20 protein-coding genes are annotated in these 17,528 nt (G+C 65.0%); 6 read left to right on the top strand and 14 right to left on the bottom strand.

What is annotated here, in order from left to right; translation table 11 throughout:
* Window positions 1–8: 8 nt before the first annotated feature.
* Genes QUV25_RS10975 through QUV25_RS10965 form a run of 3 tightly spaced genes read right to left on the bottom strand, consistent with a single transcriptional unit; the run spans window position 9 to window position 2,413 of the window.
* Complete coding sequence (locus QUV25_RS10975) at window positions 9–806, bottom strand: ABC transporter ATP-binding protein (RefSeq protein ID WP_300863801.1); 798 nt, start codon at window positions 804–806, stop codon at window positions 9–11.
* Window positions 807–839: 33 nt separating this feature from the next.
* The gene (locus QUV25_RS10970) at window positions 840–1,619 is read right to left on the bottom strand and encodes an ABC transporter permease (RefSeq protein WP_300863800.1); all 780 of its coding nucleotides are present in this window, start codon (window positions 1,617–1,619) and stop codon (window positions 840–842) included.
* The gene (locus QUV25_RS10965) at window positions 1,616–2,413 is read right to left on the bottom strand and encodes an ABC transporter permease (protein WP_366945657.1); all 798 of its coding nucleotides are present in this window, start codon (window positions 2,411–2,413) and stop codon (window positions 1,616–1,618) included. Before QUV25_RS10965 ends, QUV25_RS10970 begins: the two co-directional genes overlap by 4 nt.
* A 222-nt stretch (window positions 2,414–2,635) precedes the next feature.
* On the opposite strand from QUV25_RS10965, the gene QUV25_RS10960 reads away from it, so the two are divergent.
* Window positions 2,636–3,643 carry a LacI family DNA-binding transcriptional regulator gene (locus tag QUV25_RS10960; RefSeq protein ID WP_300863798.1) on the top strand — a complete coding sequence of 336 codons (1,008 nt, stop codon included), beginning with the start codon at window positions 2,636–2,638 and terminating at the stop codon, window positions 3,641–3,643.
* A 14-nt stretch (window positions 3,644–3,657) separates the two neighbouring features.
* On the opposite strand, the gene QUV25_RS10955 is transcribed toward QUV25_RS10960, so the two are convergent.
* The 7 genes from QUV25_RS10955 to QUV25_RS10925 form a co-directional block, all read right to left on the bottom strand.
* Window positions 3,658–4,440, bottom strand: coding sequence for an inositol monophosphatase family protein (locus QUV25_RS10955; protein ID WP_300863795.1), 783 nt, complete (start codon window positions 4,438–4,440; stop codon window positions 3,658–3,660).
* The gene (locus QUV25_RS10950; protein ID WP_300863793.1) at window positions 4,437–5,150 is read right to left on the bottom strand and encodes a GntR family transcriptional regulator; all 714 of its coding nucleotides are present in this window, start codon (window positions 5,148–5,150) and stop codon (window positions 4,437–4,439) included. The genes QUV25_RS10955 and QUV25_RS10950 overlap by 4 nt, the downstream gene beginning before the upstream one ends.
* Before the next feature lie 68 nt (window positions 5,151–5,218).
* The gene (locus tag QUV25_RS10945) at window positions 5,219–5,785 is read right to left on the bottom strand and encodes a DUF3299 domain-containing protein (RefSeq protein ID WP_300863791.1); all 567 of its coding nucleotides are present in this window, start codon (window positions 5,783–5,785) and stop codon (window positions 5,219–5,221) included.
* Window positions 5,786–5,835: 50 nt separating this feature from the next.
* The gene (locus tag QUV25_RS10940) at window positions 5,836–6,078 is read right to left on the bottom strand and encodes a hypothetical protein (protein ID WP_300863789.1); all 243 of its coding nucleotides are present in this window, start codon (window positions 6,076–6,078) and stop codon (window positions 5,836–5,838) included.
* Window positions 6,079–6,083: 5 nt separating this feature from the next.
* Entirely contained in the window at window positions 6,084–7,295 is a 1,212-nt protein-coding gene (locus QUV25_RS10935; protein WP_300863787.1) for an FtsX-like permease family protein, read from the bottom strand.
* On the bottom strand, window positions 7,292–7,951 hold the full coding sequence (locus QUV25_RS10930) for an ATP-binding cassette domain-containing protein (protein ID WP_300863785.1): 660 nt from the start codon (window positions 7,949–7,951) through the stop codon (window positions 7,292–7,294). Before QUV25_RS10930 ends, QUV25_RS10935 begins: the two co-directional genes overlap by 4 nt.
* Window positions 7,948–8,460: a Fur family transcriptional regulator gene (locus QUV25_RS10925; protein WP_300863782.1), complete on the bottom strand. Its 513-nt coding sequence runs from the start codon at window positions 8,458–8,460 to the stop codon at window positions 7,948–7,950. Before QUV25_RS10925 ends, QUV25_RS10930 begins: the two co-directional genes overlap by 4 nt.
* An 85-nt stretch (window positions 8,461–8,545) precedes the next feature.
* Here QUV25_RS10925 and QUV25_RS10920 point away from each other — a divergent pair, with 85 nt between their 5' ends.
* The 4 genes from QUV25_RS10920 to QUV25_RS10905 all read left to right on the top strand — a co-directional run bounded on the left by QUV25_RS10920 (window position 8,546) and on the right by QUV25_RS10905 (window position 12,328).
* Window positions 8,546–9,403, top strand: coding sequence for an ABC transporter ATP-binding protein (locus QUV25_RS10920; RefSeq protein ID WP_300863781.1), 858 nt, complete (start codon window positions 8,546–8,548; stop codon window positions 9,401–9,403).
* Between the two features lie 35 nt (window positions 9,404–9,438).
* Window positions 9,439–10,305: a metal ABC transporter permease gene (locus tag QUV25_RS10915; protein WP_300864224.1), complete on the top strand. Its 867-nt coding sequence runs from the start codon at window positions 9,439–9,441 to the stop codon at window positions 10,303–10,305.
* A gap of 17 nt (window positions 10,306–10,322) precedes the next feature.
* On the top strand, window positions 10,323–11,279 hold the full coding sequence (locus QUV25_RS10910) for a zinc ABC transporter substrate-binding protein (protein ID WP_300863780.1): 957 nt from the start codon (window positions 10,323–10,325) through the stop codon (window positions 11,277–11,279).
* A 152-nt stretch (window positions 11,280–11,431) separates the two neighbouring features.
* Window positions 11,432–12,328, top strand: a complete 897-nt coding sequence (locus tag QUV25_RS10905) for an EamA family transporter (RefSeq protein ID WP_300863778.1) — start codon at window positions 11,432–11,434, stop codon at window positions 12,326–12,328.
* Here QUV25_RS10905 and QUV25_RS10900 read toward each other — a convergent pair.
* Genes QUV25_RS10900 through QUV25_RS10890 form a run of 3 tightly spaced genes read right to left on the bottom strand, consistent with a single transcriptional unit; the run spans window position 12,325 to window position 14,288 of the window.
* Window positions 12,325–12,759: a gamma-glutamylcyclotransferase family protein gene (locus QUV25_RS10900; protein ID WP_300863775.1), complete on the bottom strand. Its 435-nt coding sequence runs from the start codon at window positions 12,757–12,759 to the stop codon at window positions 12,325–12,327. The genes QUV25_RS10905 and QUV25_RS10900 overlap by 4 nt on opposite strands.
* Window positions 12,760–12,805: 46 nt before the next feature.
* A complete protein-coding gene (gene msrA / locus QUV25_RS10895; RefSeq protein WP_300863772.1) occupies window positions 12,806–13,357 on the bottom strand; it encodes a peptide-methionine (S)-S-oxide reductase MsrA in 552 nt (183 codons plus the stop codon).
* 28 nt (window positions 13,358–13,385) lie between these two features.
* Window positions 13,386–14,288, bottom strand: coding sequence for a LysR family transcriptional regulator (locus QUV25_RS10890; protein WP_300863771.1), 903 nt, complete (start codon window positions 14,286–14,288; stop codon window positions 13,386–13,388).
* 103 nt (window positions 14,289–14,391) lie between these two features.
* Here QUV25_RS10890 and QUV25_RS10885 point away from each other — a divergent pair, with 103 nt between their 5' ends.
* The gene (locus QUV25_RS10885) at window positions 14,392–15,594 is read left to right on the top strand and encodes an acyl-CoA dehydrogenase (protein ID WP_300863770.1); all 1,203 of its coding nucleotides are present in this window, start codon (window positions 14,392–14,394) and stop codon (window positions 15,592–15,594) included.
* Window positions 15,595–15,748: 154 nt separating this feature from the next.
* On the opposite strand, the gene QUV25_RS10880 is transcribed toward QUV25_RS10885, so the two are convergent.
* Window positions 15,749–17,344 carry a cation:proton antiporter family protein gene (locus QUV25_RS10880; protein ID WP_300863767.1) on the bottom strand — a complete coding sequence of 532 codons (1,596 nt, stop codon included), beginning with the start codon at window positions 17,342–17,344 and terminating at the stop codon, window positions 15,749–15,751.
* Window positions 17,345–17,528 lie beyond the last annotated feature (184 nt).

Here is a 17,528-nt window from a genome sequence, read left to right as displayed (position 1 = left end):
GTTGGGGTTCAATGATCTGTGCCGGCGTGCTCTTCACGCAGCGACTTCCAGATGCGGGTACGCAGATGGACAAAACTTTCCAGGTCCATCACGTCTTCGATCTTGCTGTGGCTGTCCCAGTCTTCGGCTTCACGGACGGACTTCACATCAAGAATTTCCTTGATCTTGCCGGGGCGGCTGGTCATCACCACCACCCGATCGGCCAGGTAGACCGCCTCTTCCACAGCGTGGGTGATGAAGAGCACGGTGCGCGGGTTCTTGCGCGCAAGCTTGACCAGCTCTTCCTGCATCACCACGCGGGTCTGCGCATCGAGAGCGCCGAACGGCTCGTCCATCAGCAGCACTTGGGGATTGAGCGCATAGGCTCGCGCGATAGCCACCCGCTGCTGCATGCCACCGGAAAGCTGGTGCGGGTAAGCGCTCTCGTACCCCTTGAGGTTCATCAGGTCGATGTAGTGAGCAATGAGCTTTTCACGCTCATCTTTGCCCAGGCCTTTGCTGCGCAGGCCGAAGTCGATGTTTTCGTGCACCGACTTCCAGGGAAACAGCGCAAACGCCTGGAATACCACCGCCCGGTCAGGACCGGGCTCGGTGACCACCACATCGTTGACCTTCACTGTGCCGGTGCTCGGAAACTCCAGGCCCGCAGCCATGCGCATGCACGTGGTCTTGCCGCAACCCGAGGGGCCCACGATGGCCACGAACTCTTCGTCCTGCACCGTGAGGTTGATGCCGTCGAGGGTGAGGAAGTCCTTGCCGTCGCGCTGAAACACGCGCGTGACGTCGGTGAACTGAATCGTGGCCATGGGCAGTTGTTGTCGGTAAAGAAAAGAGACGCCTCAGGCGTTGCGGTGTTTGAGCAGCAGGCGCTCCACGCGCCGCAGCAACACGTCGATGACCACGCCCACCATGCCGATGGCGACCATCCCGGCCATCACGGTGTCGGTGGCAATCGCGCTTTGCGCGCGCACGATCAGGTTGCCCATGCCGCTGCTGGCCACAATGAGCTCGGCGCCCACCAGCGACATCCAGCCCAGGCCCGCTCCGATGCGAAGCCCGGCAATGATGGAGGGCACGGCGGCCGGGAACAGGACCTCGGTGATGGTCTTGAAGCTGCCCACGCCGAGCATGCTGGCAGCCTCCAGAAATCTCACATCGACGTTGCGCGCGCCGCGGTAGGCGTTGATCAGGCAGGGCGGGAAGGCACCGGCGAAGATGATGAGCGTGGGGCCGCCGATACCGGTGCCAAACCACAGGGCGGCAAACGGCACCCAGGCCACCGGCGCAATGAAGCGCAAGGCGTCAAACAGCGGGGTCACGATGTCGTCCAGCAGGCGGAACCAGCCCATGGCTAGGCCCAGCGGCACACCGATGAGCGCGGCCAGCCCGAAGCCCATGCCGAAGCGCTGCAAGCTGGCGAGCATGTGATCGTGCAGCACATGACCAGCGAAGGGGTTGTGGGTGAGATCGATCAACTTGGCCAGCACCTCGTGCGGCATAGGCAGGAACTGCGGCGGGGCGAAGTGCAGCGCACGTGCGAGGTACCAGAAGGCAAAGAAGGCCACCGTGCCGATGGCTGTCAGGCGCCAGAATTCTCCGGTTGAGAGCTTGTCGTTCATGCCGCCACCCGTCCTTTGCGCCAGGGCATGGCCCTGTTTTCCAGTTGACCCAACAGCCAGGTGGTGGCCGCGCCGCAAATGCCCACAAACACCATGGCCACCAGGATCATGGCGGGATAGATGTCTTGCGACGCCTGGTTGAGGATGCTGCCCAGGCCGTAGACAGCGCCGATCAGTTCGGCGGCGACCAGCGTGGTCCAACTCGCCTGCAGAGACAGCCGCAAGCCCGTGAAAATCATGGGCAGGCTACCCGGCACCAGCACCTCGGCCACCATGCGCCAGCCCTTGACGCCAAGCATTCGCGCCGCTTCCATCACGGGGGTATCGATGTTGCGCACGCCGGTGTAGCTGTTGATCACCGAAGGCACAAAGGCGGCCACGAAGATCACGAGGATCTTGGAGGCATCATCCAGACCCAGCCATACGATGGCCAGCGGGATCCAGGCCAGAGGCGGGATCGGGCGCAGCAAAAGAAACGCCGGATTGATCAGCGCCTCGGCGCGGCGCGAGTAGCCCATCAGCAAACCCAGCGGAACACCAATACCCACCGCCACCGCAAAACCCATGGCAACCAGCTGCAGGCTGTGGAATACATGCTGGTGCAACTTGCCGTTGCCATAGCCTTCTGCCTGGATGAAGCTGAAAGCACCCCACACCTCTTCTGGGCGGGGGAAGCGCGACGGGTTGATGAATCCGGTGACGGAGGTCGCGAGGTACCACAGCGCCAGCGCCACCACCACCGTGGTCAGGCCGACCACAGTTCGGCGGGAGCTGTTTCGCTGGTTCAAAGCCACATCGCTTCCTTTGTCTCTTTCGCCCGTCCGGGTGCCGGCAGACGTTTTGATTGCGCTCATCAACAAATGTAAGCGCTTGCAGTGACTTTGCATTCACCGCCCTGGCTTGTCAATCGCGATAACCCCGGCCAGGATGAAACCAAGGGAAAACACCTAATCCCAAAACCGCAAGCGCTTGCATTCCGGATCACAACTCCAGGCTGTTGTGGCATGCTGCCCGCCATGAATCAGCGCATCACCATCGAGGATGTGGCTCGGGTAGCCAGTGTGTCCACCGCCACGGTGTCGCGCGTGCTCAGCAAGCCAGAGGTGGTGCGCGCCAGTACGCGCGAGCAGGTGATGTCGGCGGTGCGCCAGCTCGACTACCAGCCCGACGCCGCTGCGCGCGCACTGGCCTCAGGGCGCACCCACACCGTGGGCTGCGTCATTCCCACGCTGGACCACGCCATCTTCGCGCGCAGCACGCAAGCCATGCAGACCACGCTGGCGCGGGCTGGCTACCAGTTGCTCGTAGCCAGCCATGACTATGATCCAGCGATCGAGTTCGAGGTCGTGCGGGTGCTGCAGCAGCGCGGGGTGGATGCGCTGGTGCTGGTGGGCACCGATCACGCACCCGGCCTTTGGAAAGCGCTGCAAGCCTGGGAAAAACCCAGCCTGCTCACCTGGTCGTGCGACGCGCGCCTGCCATCCATCGGTTTTGACAACGAAGCTGCTGCGCGGCTGGCCACCGAGCATCTGCTCGGGCTGGGCCACCGCCGCATCGGTGTCATCTCAGGCCTCACCTCACACAACGACCGCGCACGCAGCCGCATCGAGGGTGTTCGACAGGCACTGAAGAAAGCCGGTCTCAAGCTGTCCCCCAACCTTTTGACCGAGCAGGTGTTCAACCTTGACGGTGGACGCAGCGGGCTGCGCGCGCTGATGGCCGTACGCCAGCCGCCCACCGCCATCTTCTGCGGCAACGACCTGCTCGCCACCGGCGCGCTTCTCGAAGCCCAACGCATGGGGATCAAGGTGCCGCGTCAGCTGTCCATCTGCGGTATCGACAACCACGAGCTGTCTGCCGCGATCAATCCTGGCCTGACCACCATCCACCTGCCCACGCAAGACCTCGGTCACATCACCGCCAACGCCGTGCTCTCCGCCATCGCAGGCGAGGCGATCGCAGCACAGTCCCTGCTGCCGTTTGAACTGGTGGTGCGCGGCAGCACAGGCGCAGCGCCGAAGTAACGCAAGCGTGTGAATCAGCGCGCGAGCAGGTCGCGCCATGGGCCGCTCAGGGATGGCGTGGCGGCAGCAATCTGCGCCGACTGCATCCACGGCAGCCCGTCCAGCGTAAAGACCTCGCCGCCCGCCTCCCGGATCAGCAGCACACCGGCCGCCGCATCCCAGGCACCCATGCCGCGCTCCCAGAACAGATCGACGCGCCCGGCGGCCAGGTAGGCCAGGTCCAGCGCCATGCTGCCGCTTCGGCGTGCGCCCGCCACCGCGCCGAGCACGCGGCCCAACTGGTCGACGTAGTCGGGCAGGAAACCCGCATGAGGCTTGGGAAACACCGTCGCGACCACCGCATCAAGCAAGCGCTGCGGCGAACCCACCCGCATTGGCTCGCCATTCAAGTGCGCCCCCCATCCTCGCGCAGCGCTGAACAGCTCGCCGCGGACCGGGTCCACCACACACCCCACCAGCGGCCCTCCACTCTGCACGAGCGCGATCGACACCGCGTAGTGCGGAAAGTCGCGCAAGAAGTTCATGCTGCCATCGATGGGGTCGACCACCCAGATGCAATCATTCGGTCCTTGCGCGCCCACCGCGCCGCCCTCTTCGCCCAGGAAGCCGTGATCGGGATAGGCCTGCGTGATGCGCTGGCGGATGTGTTGCTCGATCTCGCCGTCGAGTGCACTGAACCAGTCGCCCGCTGCCTTCTCCTGCACCTCTGCACCACGCCGCGCCTGGCGCACGCGCTCGGCGGCTTCCTGCGCCAGCGTTTCGGCAAACCGACGCAGTTCGAGCAGAGATTCCCTCATGGTGGTGCGCTGGCCGAGCTCACGAATTCGTGGGTACGGGTGTCGATGATGGAAATGCGCAGCTCGGCCGGCTTCCGGTCAAAGGTACGCGCGACACGCGCCACGCGCAACACCGGTGAACCCACCGGCAACTGCAGCAATGCAGCACTGGCCGGATCAGCCCCTTCGGCACGTGCGCGCTCGTCGGCGCCCACCACCGTGACACCAAAGGCTCTCTGGTAGAGCTCGTAGATGGTGCCTGGGCGCTGCTCAAACTGCTCGCGGGTCAGCCGGGAGAACAGCGCGCCGTCGAGCGTGATGCGGTCGTGCACCACCGGGCGACCCTGCAGCGACAGCAGGTTCTCGATCCGAAGCACGCGCGCCGAACCTCGCAGACCGAGCGCCTGGGCTTCGTCGGCGCTGGCACGAGCGGTGTCGAAAGCGAGCAAGCAGATCTGGGGAAATTCGCGCGTACCGTCCCGCCGCTCGATCTTGAAGAACTGGTACATGAAGCGGTCGTTGTCCTGCTGGCCAACAAAGGTCCCTCGCCCCTGCTGACGCAGCAACACGTGGTCGGCCACCAGCTCGTCCACCGCGCGCCGCAGGGTGCCGATGGACACGCCGAAGCGTTGAGCAAGCTCGGTCTCATTGGGCAAAGCCTTGCCGGGCTGGAACTTGCCCGACTGGATATCGGCGATCAGCTCGCGCTTGACTTGGTGGTACAGAGCCATCAGAAGGCGGCGGGCTGGGCGACGTAAGACATGGCGCGATTCTATGCACGCGCAGCCGGGTCGCGCCGCTACTTCACACCCACAGCCTCGGTGATGCGGTAATACAGCCCCTGCGGATCGCTCTGCAGCACCTGCAGCTTGCCTTGTACGACCACCGCACCCAGGCTGTATTTCACTGGCTCTCGAGTGCGCACCTCAACCATGCTTTCCGGCCCGCCGGGCGTGCAAAACGAGCAGGTCAGCGGCACCGAAGCGAGCAGAAAATGCCGCTGCATCTCGCCAGGGCCCAGCGGCATCATGAAGCCCTGCAGGCGCACCTGCTTCTGGTTGAGCTTGCGCACCGCAGGCGAATACACCGGCACGATGAGCCGGTTTTCAATGCGCGTCTCGACATCGGTCAGCACCGACCAGGGCACCACGTCGTTTCTTTTGGGCAGCGGCGCAAACGGACTGAGCGGGCTGTGCACGCCCGCGCCCTGTCCATTGGGCACGCTGCCTGGCAACGCACCAGGCGTTGGTGTGGGAGCGGGTGCGGCCGCAGGTGCTGAACCGAGCGGCGAACTCAGCACCTGAGACGCAGCCGGAAGCGCCAGCGCGGCTGACAGCAACAGGGATGATGAACGAAACAGCTTCATGTTCAATGGGTGGCTTGCGCCACCAGGTGGGAGCCCGACACCGCACCCGTTCAATGCTGGTGTTTCATGCCACAGTATTTTCCGATTGCCAGACCCTTGCAAGCGGCCTGAAGTTCCGCCACACACACTTTTTCGCCCTTGCCCGCCTCCAGACACTTCGCTGCGGCCTCGTGAGCAGCGGCCATGGCGCGATGGCGGGTGATGTCTTCCCGGATCTCCTTCTCGGCATGCTGGGCCAGCGCCGCCGTTGACAGACAGGCAACGGCCATGAACCTCATCAAAGACTTTTTCATTCGATTCACCTCGAGTTCAACAACTGGGTCACATCGACCCGATAAGCACTGATGGCCGGCACCAGCGCCGCCACCACCGCCACCCCCAGAGCCAGCAGCGGCACCCACGCTTCAGCGGGAACCCACTGCCAGCCCGAAATGGCCAGCGACTGCTCGGCCATCAGCATCGCACCCATGGCGGCCGCCAGCCCGTGCGCAGCCAGCAAGCCCAGCACACAGCCCATGGCGGCGAGCCAGAGCGATTCCGCCATCAGCAGCGCACCCACCTTCAGGGGCGGCGTGCCCAGCATGCGGAGCATGGCCAGATCGGTCCGTCGCTCTCGCACCGCGCTCCACAGCGCAATGAACACCGAGAGCGCCGCCACGCCCAGCAACACCGCGCCCAGCCCGTTCAGCACCCGAGTACCCACTCCCACCATGCTCAGCAGGCGGGTGATCTCCAGCGCGGGCGCTGCGGCCTGCAGCGCGGTGCCGTCGTTCACGAAACGGGGAAAACTCAGCGCCGCCATCGGCGTGTTGTAGCGCACCAGCGCCATCGTGATCTCGCGCTCGGCGGTCAGGGCAGCGCGGTCGGCATCGTCCATGTCGGCGCTGCCGTGCATTTCGTCGTGCACCTGCCAGACCGACTCGGTGGCGGTGAGCACCAGACGGTCCAGCACGCAGCCGCAAGGCGCGAGCACGCCGCTCACGGTGTAGAGCGCTTCGTCGTGCACCGTGCCACCCATGCCCAAGCCGTGTGCACCTTCGAACGACTGCCCGGTTGCCAAGCTCAGGCTGCGCGCCACCTGCGCACCCAGCACCGCCTGCATCGGTGCGCTCCAGAGCGCGCCCTGCGCCAGACCGGCGCCGTAATGGGCGATGTAGTCCGGTGTGGTTCCGACGATGCGAAAGCCTTGCAGGTTGTCGCCCAGGCTCAGCGGAATCACCTGCGCCAACTGCGGGTGATTCCGCAACCGGTCCACCTCGACCAGCGGGATGTTGCCCGGCGGCACATCGATGTGCAGCACACCGGCCAGGATCAGCTGCAACGGGCTGCCCTTGGCGCCCACCACCGCGTCAATGCCCTGCAGGTCACGCTCGAACGCGCGGTCAATCTGGTCTTTCGCGATCAGCACAAACGCCATCGAAGCCAGTCCCAGGCTGAGCAGCAACAGGTTGAGCAGCGTGGTGAGCGGGCGCGACCACAGGTAGCGCCACGAAAGGCCCAGCACACTCATGCGACTGGCTCCGCCTGCGGCTGACCCAGCGCCAAGGTCTGTGCCCCAGGCAAGGCTTGCAAGACGCGGCTATCGTGGGTTGCAATCACCAGGGTCGCGCCCGTCTTGGCCACACCTTGCTGCAACAAGGCCAGTGCGGCGTCGCAAGCCACATCGTCCAGGCTGGCCGTGGGCTCGTCGACGAGCAGCACCCGAGGCTGGTTCAGCAAGGCTCGCGCCAGCGCCACCCGCTGCGCCTGACCCACCGATAGCTGCGCTGGCTTGCGATCGGCCAGCGCAGCGACACCCAGCGCCTCCAGCACCGCCAAGGTGGCCAGGCGGTCCACCGGCTGGCCAGCAGCAAAAAACACCAGCCCCAGGTTATCGGCCACGCTGAGCGCTTCGCTCAGCAGCAGCTTCTGCGGCAGGAAACCGATGCAGCGCGCACGCCAGCGATCGCGCTGCCCGCCCTGGAGCACCGCCACCGCCTGACCCGCCACAAGCAGCTCGCCTGCACCGGGCGTGAGCAGACCAGCGGCCAGCGCCAGCCAGGTCGACTTGCCGCTGCCCGAAGCGCCGCGCAGCAGCAACGTGCCGCCCTGAGGTACGGACACGTCGGCAAAGCGCAAGGTGGTTGCCGACCCGTAGCGATAGCAGAGACCGCTCGTCTCGATCACCTCAGCGGCCTCTTGTGTTTCGACACGCCCGGCGCTGGCAGGCAGCCGGCGCAGGTGCCGTGAATCGCAACATCGACGCGCAGCCCCTGATGCCCCAGTCGGGCCAGCGTGCGCAGCAAGTCGGTGGCTGCCACCCGGGTCGGAGCACTGCCTTCAGCCACGCGGAACTGGCGGTGACAAGCGTCGCATTCGAAGCGCGGCGCCAGCCCTTGTTCCAGATCGGCCAGGCTATAGCGCCAGGTCCGCACATCGTCGTCTGCCTGGCGCTGCAACACCCCGCAAGCGGCCAGGCGATCGAGCAGCCGGTACAGCGTCACGCGGTTGATCTCCAGGCCTCGGAGCTGCAAGGCAGCCATCGCTTGCGCGTGGCTGAGCATGCCTTGCGGGTTGTTCAGGAAAAGACCGAGCACCGCCCGGGTGGCCAGCGTGCGGCGCAGCCCGGCTCGCTCCAGTCGGGCCTGCAGCTCGGCAGGCACCGCCGCCGGTTCCCTGGGCAATCGCGTGGACATGGGCATCCTTCTTTTGTCGCAACCAAGTTGCGTTAATATCGCTGTTAATGCAATTCAGTTGCAACAGTTTAAACCAAGTCGGTTCATGCAAAACGCCCCCGCGCCTCAGGCCAAGGTCAACTCCACAGCGATCGAACTGCGCGATCTGACGCTGGGCTACGAGCGTCACCCCGCCGTGCACCACCTCAGCGTGACGCTGCTGCCGAGCTCACTGGTGGCACTGGTCGGCCCCAACGGAGCCGGCAAATCCACACTCATCAAGGCACTGGCAGGCACCTTGCGTCCCATCGGTGGCGAGCTGCTGCGACCCGCTGATCAGCGCATCGCCTGGCTGCCGCAACACAGCGGGCTGGACCCGAGCTTTCCGATCGATGTGCGCGGCATGGTCACCCTGGGCTTGTGGCACCAGCTGGGTGCACTGGGCCGCGTCGGACCCCGGCAACGCGCACTTTGCGATGCCGCACTCGCCGCCGTGGGCCTCACCGGATTCGAGGCTCGCCCGCTGGACACGCTCTCGGGCGGCCAGCTGCAGCGCGCCCTGTTTGCCCGTCTGATCCTGCAGGACGCGCCCGTCGTATTGCTGGACGAGCCATTCGCTGCCGTGGACAACCGCACCAGCGCAGATCTGCTGGGTTTGCTGCACCAGTGGCAGGCGCAGGGCAAGACCGTGATCGTGGTGCTGCACGACCTGGCCCAAGTCCGCGCGCACTTCCCGCACACCCTATTGCTGGCGCGCAAGCTGGTGGCGTTTGGTCCGACCGCCGAGGTCCTGACCGAGGCCAACTGGGCACGTGCCCAGCAAATGCGAGAGCCTTTTGACGACGACGCCCCGCTTTGCGCGGCGACCTTGCATCCGCAGGACGATGCACAAACGCATTCTCACGTCCATTCGCATGCGCACACGCACGGCCGCCACGCTCACCAGGAAGAGGCGCTGCCGTGAGCGACCCCGCAGTGTCCCCGTTCCTGGCCTGGCTCATGACCAACCCGCTGCTCGGCCCGCTGGTCGAGTTCGGCTTCATGCGCAGTGCACTGCTGGGCTGCGTGGCGCTGTCGCTGAGCGCAGCTCCCGTGGGCGTCTTCCTGATGCTGCGCCGCATGAGCCTGACCGGCGACGCCATGGCCCATGCCATCCTGCCCGGCGCGGCCATCGGCTACCTGGTGGCGGGCTTGTCGCTCACCGCCATGACCATCGGCGGCGTGTTCGCAGGTCTGGCGGTGGCGGTGGGTTCCGGGCTGGTCTCGCGCAACACAGTGTTGCGCGAAGACACCAGCCTCGCCGCCTTCTACCTGCTGTCGCTGGCGCTGGGCGTGCTCATCGTCTCGGTGCGCGGCAACAGCGTGGACCTGCTGCATGTGCTGTTCGGCACCGTGCTGGCGCTGGACGCCGCGGCGCTGCTGCTGCTCGGCGGCATCAGCGCGGTCACGCTGGTCTCGCTCGCCCTGCTCTACCGCCCGCTGGTGATGGAGTGCCTGGACCCGGGGTTCCTGCGCCAGGTCAGCCGCTGGAGCCCCGTGGCGCACTACGGATTTCTCGGTCTGCTGGTCATCAACCTGGTGGCCGGGTTTCACGCGCTGGGCACGCTCATGGCGGTGGGCATCATGGTGCTGCCCGCCGCCACCGCGCGCTTCTGGGTGCGCCGCCTCGGCCCCCTGCTGCTGCTGGCCACCGCGCTGGCCCTGGCCGCCTGCCTCATCGGCCTGCTGGTCTCGTACCACGCCGACCTGCCCACCAGCCCAATGATCGTGCTTAGCCTGGGCGCGGCCTACCTGCTCTCTCTGCTGCTCGCGCCACATGGCGCCCTGCGCCACCAGCGCCCCGCCTCCTCCCACCTCCAAGCCTGAAACCCTAAGGAAACACCATGTCCATGAACACCCGCCGCGCCAGCCTTCTTTCTGCCATCGGTCTCGCCCTCGCCGCCCTCAGCCCCGGGCTGCAGGCACAGAGCCAGGCACCCATCAAGGCCGTGGCCAGCTTCAGCATCCTGGGGGACATGGTGCAAAAGGTCGGCGGGGACCGGGTGGTGGTGGACGTTCTGGTGGGCCCGGGTGGCGACGCCCATGTGTTCCAGCCCAAGCCCTCGCAGGCCAGGCTGATCGGCCAAGCGCAGATCGTGTTCTCCAATGGTCTCGGCTTCGAGGGCTGGATGACCCGCCTGCTCAACACCGCCAGCTACAAGGGCCGCCATGTGGTGGTCAGCGAAGGCATCAAGCCCATCGAAGCCGAGGAGGCGCACGGACATGACTCCAAAAGCCAAAGCAAGAAAGGCCATGGACACGACCACGGCGAGATCGACCCGCACGCCTGGCAAAGCGTGCCCAACGCCATGGCCTATGTGGGGAACATCGCCAAGGGGCTGTGCGCTGTGGACGCCGCCGGTTGCGACAGCTACCAGCGCAATGCAGCCATCTACGCCGCTGAGTTGAAGGCGCTGGACACCGACATCCGGGCCTTGTGGGCCGTCATTCCCGCGGCGCAGCGCAAGGTCATCACCTCGCACGATGCTTTTGGCTACTACGCCAAGGAATACGGCGTGACCTTCCTGGCGCCGCAAGGCGTGAGCACCGAGAGCGAGGCCTCGGCCAGAGGCGTTGCGCAGCTGGTGCGGCAGATCAAGAAAGTGCAGATCAAGGCGCTGTTCGTCGAGAACATCTCCGACCCCCGCCTGATCGCGCAGATCGGCCGGGAAACCGGGGTCAAGCCCGCGGGCGAGCTGTTCTCCGATGCGCTGACCGACAGCAAAGGGCCGGCGGCCAGCTACGTGTCCATGATGCGAGCCAACTCCCTCGCACTCACCAAGGCCATCGCGGGGCAGTGAGGAAAAATCCATGGGATTGATTCACCACCCCCAAAAAGCCTGCTTGCTGTGATCGTGCTGTCAGGCCTTCTGGGTAGGGGCAGAAGCTCCCTCGCCGTAGGTTAGGCGCCAGGGCGCCTACACTGGGCGCCCATTCACTGCTGGAGTCCCTGTTGCCGTTCACCCATGTGCTGCTGGCGTTGGCGGTGGTATTGGTCTGGGGCACCAACTTCGTGGTGATCCGCTGGGGCCTGGACGAGTTGCCGCCGTTTTTGCTCGCCACCCTGCGCTTTTCGCTGTCGGCCCTGCCGTGGATGCTGTTCATGCCGCGACCCGCCGTACCCTGGAGCCGGCTCATCGCCTTTGGCATCCTGCTGGGAGTAGGCCAGTTCGCGCTGCTGTTCCTGGCCATGCGCAGCAGCATCTCACCTGGCATGGCCTCGCTCGTGATCCAGATGCAGGTGTTCTTCACCATTGGCCTGGCGCTGCTGATATGGCGGGAATCGTTGCGTATGTACCAGGTGGCTGGCCTGCTGCTGGCCGTGGGCGGGCTGGGCGTGATCGCCAGCCACCTCGATGCGGCCGTCACCGGCATCGGTGTGCTCATCGTCCTGGCGGCCGCTTTGGCCTGGGCCTGCGCCAACCTGGTGGCCAAATCGGTGGGCCGCGTCAACATGCTGCACTTCGTGGTCTGGAGCAGCGCTTTCGCGGTGCCACCGCTGTTCGCACTGTCGTGGTGGCTGGAGGGCGCACCGGAGGTGATGCTGAACACGATCCAGCAAACCAGCCCACTGGTCTGGGCCACGGTGGTCTGGCAAGCGGTGGGCAACACGCTGTTTGGCTACGGCGTATGGAACTGGCTGCTGTCTCGTCACAGTGCAGCGCAGGTCACACCCATGGCGTTGCTGGTGCCGGTGTTTGGCATGAGCGCCTCCGCCCTGGCGCTGGGCGAAGCGCTGCAACCCTGGAAGCTGCAGGCGGCAGCGCTGGTGCTTGCCGGGCTCGCGGTGATTGTGTCGTGGCCCAGACTCACCCAGCCGGATGGCGTCAAACCCGTCGCAAAGGGTTAAGGAAGCTCCAGCCGATAGCCCGCCGCGAGCTCGGCGGTGTAGTCGGCAAACGGGCCTTCGATGAGCAGACACTCCACCAGCTGGTGTTCGTGCTTCATGTAAGCATGGGCGAGCAGCACCTCGCCCTCATGCCCCGCCGGCTCCAGCTCCAGCTCAACCCGCGCGTACCCGGTCGGCAGACCCACCTCTTCGAAGGCATCCATGGCCTGCAACGTGGCGTCGTCCACCTCGAACACCTGTCCCAACACGGGTACGCCCTGCCCTGGGTTGTTCATGAGCCAGGGCGCACGGTCTTCCACGGGCAGCTGCACCACATAAAACGGAAACGGATGCCGCGTCCGGTAGGTGCCTGGCACGCGTTTGCCCGGGTTGTAGGCGAAATTGGGGAAGCCTTCTTTCAGGGTGCCATAGACGAAGATCAGCGACGGCATGACGTGTCGGCGTTGAACGGAATCGATCGCGAGTCACCCGCGCGGCTTACTTCGCCAGCCGCGCAAACGTCTTGCGAAACTTCGCCACCTTGGGCGCGGCCACGGCCATGCAGTAGCCCTGGTGCGGATTGCGTTCGAAAAAGTCCTGGTGGTAGTCCTCGGCCGGGAAATAGTGCGCCAGCGGCTGCAGTTCGGTGACCACAGGTCTTCCAAACAGCTTCTCTGTGTTGAGTTCATCGATCAGCGCCTGCGCGGCCTGCTGCTGCTCGGGCGTGGTGAAGTAGATGCCGCTGCGGTACTGCGTGCCCACGTCGTTGCCCTGGCGATTGAGTGTGGTTGGGTCGTGGATGACGAAGAAGATTTCCAGTACTTCGCGCGTGCTGATCCGCGCCGGGTCGTAGGTGACTTTGACCACCTCGTTGCAGCCGGTGCGCCCGGTACAGACCTGCTCGTAACTGGGCGCAGTTTCCTGGCCGTTGCTGTAGCCCGACTCCACATCGGTGATACCGCTCACTTCCTTGTACACCGCTTCGGTGCACCAGAAGCAGCCGCCACCGAGCACGAGGGTCTGGGTCGTTTCTGGGGTGTTCGTCATCATGAAATCCTTCTTGGTAAATGATTCAACTTTATGCCGGTTGCGAGGCGGCACGCACCACCTGAAGAAATGCCCCCAGCGCCGGCGTCTGCTGCGCGCGCTCGCTGCGGGTGGTGCGCCAAAGGCAGTGGGTCTCGTACGGTGGAGTGGCGGTGTCCAGCGGTACAAACACCGCGCCCGGTACACCCGCGGCCTGCAGCGCAGCCGGCACCAGGCCCACGCACAGCCCATGCGACACCACCGAGACCACGCTGAGCCAGTGCCGAAGTTCGTAGCGCAGCTCGGGCGCATAGCCGGCTCCGGCACACAGACCGAGGATGCGGTCGTGGTAGTCGGGCGATACCGCGCGCGCCACCATGGCAAACGGTTCACCTGACAAGGCCTTGAGCGACAGCCGCCGCTTGCGCGCCAGAGGGTGGGCTGCCGGCAGGCAGGCCACAAACGGCTGGCTCGACACCAGGATCTGGCCAAACCCCGGAGGCACGCGCGTGGTGTGCACAAAGCCCAGGTCCAGTCGGTCGTGCAGCAGGTCGATAAGCTGGTCGCTTGAGCTCATCTCGCGCAACACCAGGCGCAGCCGCGGGTGGGCGCCGGCAAAGGCCTGCAGCATCTGCGGCAGGCCGCGGTAGAGCACGGTGCCCGCAAACCCCACCTGCAGGCTGCCGCTCACGCCCTCCGCCACATCGCGCGCCTCGCGCGCGGCCTGCGCCGCCTGCTCCACCAGCGCACGCGCCTGCGGCCAAAAGGCCTGACCTGCTGCGGTCAGCGCCACGCCTCGGCTGTTGCGATCGAACAGCTGCGCACCCACCGAGGCTTCCAGCTGCTGGATGTTGAGCGACAGCGGCGGCTGGGTGAGCCCCAGGCGAGAGGCGGCGCGGCCGAAGTGCAGCTCTTCGGCGAGCACCAGGAAACACCGCAGATGCCGGAATTCCATGAATACGCTTTCTGTATGGCTGAATACAGCTTCGATATTAGACAACTATGCAACTGAGGGCGACAATCGTGCCCACAGAAAAACCCAACCGGAGACCCTCACCATGCTTTCCCCCGTCAAGGCTCCAGCCAAAGCCCGCTTCAGCTGGGACGATCCCTTCCAGCTCGCCACCCAGCTCACCGACGACGAGCGCCAGGTAATGGACGCCGCCCACGCCTACTGTCAGGCGAAGTTGCTGCCTCGCGTGACCGAGGCTTTCCGCCACGAGAAGACCGACGCCGCCATCTTTCGCGAAATGGGCGAGCTCGGCCTGCTCGGTGCCACCATTCCCGAGCAGTACGGCGGCGCCGGCCTGAACTACGTCTGCTACGGCCTGGTAGCGCGCGAAGTGGAGCGGGTGGACTCGGGCTACCGCAGCATGATGAGCGTGCAGAGCTCGCTGGTGATGGTGCCGATCAACGAGTTCGGCACCGAAGCACAGAAGCAAAAATACCTGCCCAAGCTCGCCACCGGCGAATGGATTGGATGCTTCGGCCTGACAGAGCCCAACCACGGGTCCGACCCGGCCAGCATGGTCACCCGTGCCAAGAAGGTGGCCGGCGGCTACAGCCTGAGCGGCAGCAAGATGTGGATCACCAACAGCCCGATCGCCGATGTGTTTGTGGTCTGGGCCAAGGACGACGAAGGCGCCATCCGCGGCTTCATCTTGAACAAGGGCGCCAAGGGGCTGAGCGCACCGGCCATCCACAGCAAGGTGGGCCTGCGCGCCAGCATCACCGGCGAGATCGTGATGGACGGCGTGTTCTGCCCCGAGGAAGACGCCTTTCCTGAGGTGCGCGGTCTCAAGGGCCCATTCACCTGCCTCAACAGCGCGCGCTACGGCATCGCCTGGGGCGCCCTCGGCGCGGCCGAAGACTGCTACTTCCGCGCCCGCCAGTACGTGATGGACCGCCAGCAGTTCGGCCGCCCGCTCGCGGCCAACCAGCTGATCCAGAAAAAACTGGCCGACATGCTGACCGAGATCAGCCTCGGCCTGCAGGGGTGCCTGCGCCTGGGCCACATGAAGGACGAGGGCACGGCCTCGGTGGAGATCACCAGCATTCTCAAGCGCAACAGCTGTGGCAAAGCGCTGGATATCGCCCGCATGGCGCGCGACATGATGGGTGGCAACGGCATCAGCGACGAGTTCGGCGTGGCCCGCCACCTGGTGAACCTGGAGGTGGTGAACACCTACGAAGGCACGCACGATGTGCATGCGCTGATCCTGGGTCGTGCGATCACGGGGATTGCGGCGTTTTCGAACTGACCAGGCGTCCGACGGCAAGTAAAGAGGGCTGCCCAAGGCAGCCCTCTTTACTTGATTTGAACGCGTCAAGGGTGGAGGCAACCAGAGCGCAGAATTTGCGGTCAAACTGAACTTGCAATGGCGGAGATGTCAAGAATCTGCGAGCCCTTCTCGCTCACGCTCCCTGCACTGTCCTCGAATCGTCCACCCCAGCCACAGCGTCATCGGCAAATGCTGTCCCAGCTTCGTCGGCCACATGAAACACCGCATCGGCACCGAGGGCGCGCAACGGCTCCTGCTCGTCGCTGTATTTCACGATGGCAGCGATCCTTCCTGCAAATGCCCGGTGCTTGAGTTGCTGCAAAGCGTATAGGTTGCCAGCATGCGACGGCATGGCCAGCAGCACCAGCTTCAAATGCCCGCTCACGACCAGCTTGTCCCAGAAGTCGGAGTCAACCGCATCCCCTTCGATCACCCGGCGTCCGGCGGCCTGGTGTGCGCTCAGCTTGTCGGGATCGTTGTCCACGCCCAGCACGCGCAGACCGTGGGTTTCGATCAGCCGGTGGTAGGCGCCGCTGCCAATTTGCCCCATGCCCAGCACGACGGCATCGACCTCGCCAAGTCGAATCGGCTGGTCCGCGGCCAGCAGGGTCTGACCTTCCATCCTGGACAAGGGCATCTTGTAGCGCGCATAGAGCGCTTCGCTGGCGGCATTCAGCGGAGCGGCCAGCACAAAGCTGGCGGCCAGCGCGAGCGAGATCACCACCAGCCATTCCGGCGATAACCAGCCTGCTGCGGCTGCGATGGCCGCCACGATGAGACCGAACTCGGAGTAGTTGGTGAGTGCCAGCGTGGACAACACACCGGTTCGCGTGCGAAGTCCAAAACGCATCAGCACCAGGTAGTACAACGCGCTTTTCAGCGGCAACACCATCAAAAGAAGGCCCGCCATGACCACCATGGTCAGGTCGGGCAGCGCACCCAGCCCGACGCTCAGGAAGAAGCCCACCAGGAACAGCTCTTTGAGGTGAAAAAGCGACTTCGCCAGTCCGGCCGTGGCGGGGTGCGATGCCAGCAACATGCCGACGATGAGCGCGCCCAGATCGCCCTTCACGCCCACCGCTTCAAACAGGCTGTAGCCGACCACCAGCGACAGGAAAGCGCCATACAGCACCTGCAAGTCGCCATGGCCTACGCGGTCAAGCGCCACCTTCATGAGCTTGGCCGCGGGCCACAACAACACGAGGCAGAGCGCCCATGGACTGGGCAACTGGCCGGACGAGGCGCTCAGAAAGATGACGGCAAATACGTCTTGCATCACCAGGATGCCGATAGCGATGCGACCGTAAAGTGAGCCGAGTTCGCTTCGGTCTTCCAGCACCTTCACGGCAAACACCGTGCTGGAAAAGCTCAGTGCAAAGCCCAGCAACACCATCGCTGTCCAGCCCAGTTCGGTGGCCATCGCCAAGCCCAACAGCTTGAGAACGAACAACACACTGGCCAGCAAGAGCGTCGAGCCAACGATGTGCAAACTGGCCGATGCCCAGACCTCAGTCTTCAGCAGCGTCTTGATGTCCAGCTTCAACCCAATGGTGAAAAGCAGCAGCGTCACGCCCAGGTTGGCAATGGTGTCCAGCGCGGCGGTGCGCTCGTAGCCCAGGGCGTTGAGCGCAAAGCCTGCGGCCAGAAAGCCGATCAACGGCGGCAGCTTGACCAGTTGCACAGCAAAGCCAGCAGCAAAGGCCAGCGCAATCATCAGAGGTTCCATCATCGTCACAAGCATGGCCCGGGCTGGGCCGACGCTGCATCCTACCGGCAGGCGCAAGGCCGGTTGGCCTTAAGGGTCAGCAGGCCCGCTACTCTGGCACTTCGCCGGGTGCTGCAGCGTCGAGTGGCTGTAGCCTGAACGCCTGTCGGCGGGGCCTCATGCACGCAAAGCCCAGAGCAGATGTGCG

This window comes from Hydrogenophaga sp. (assembly GCF_030373245.1).
In the GTDB taxonomy this organism is placed as follows: domain Bacteria; phylum Pseudomonadota; class Gammaproteobacteria; order Burkholderiales; family Burkholderiaceae_C; genus Hydrogenophaga.
Note: the sequence above shows the minus strand (reverse complement) of the source record. Positions and strands in the feature narration are given on the sequence as shown.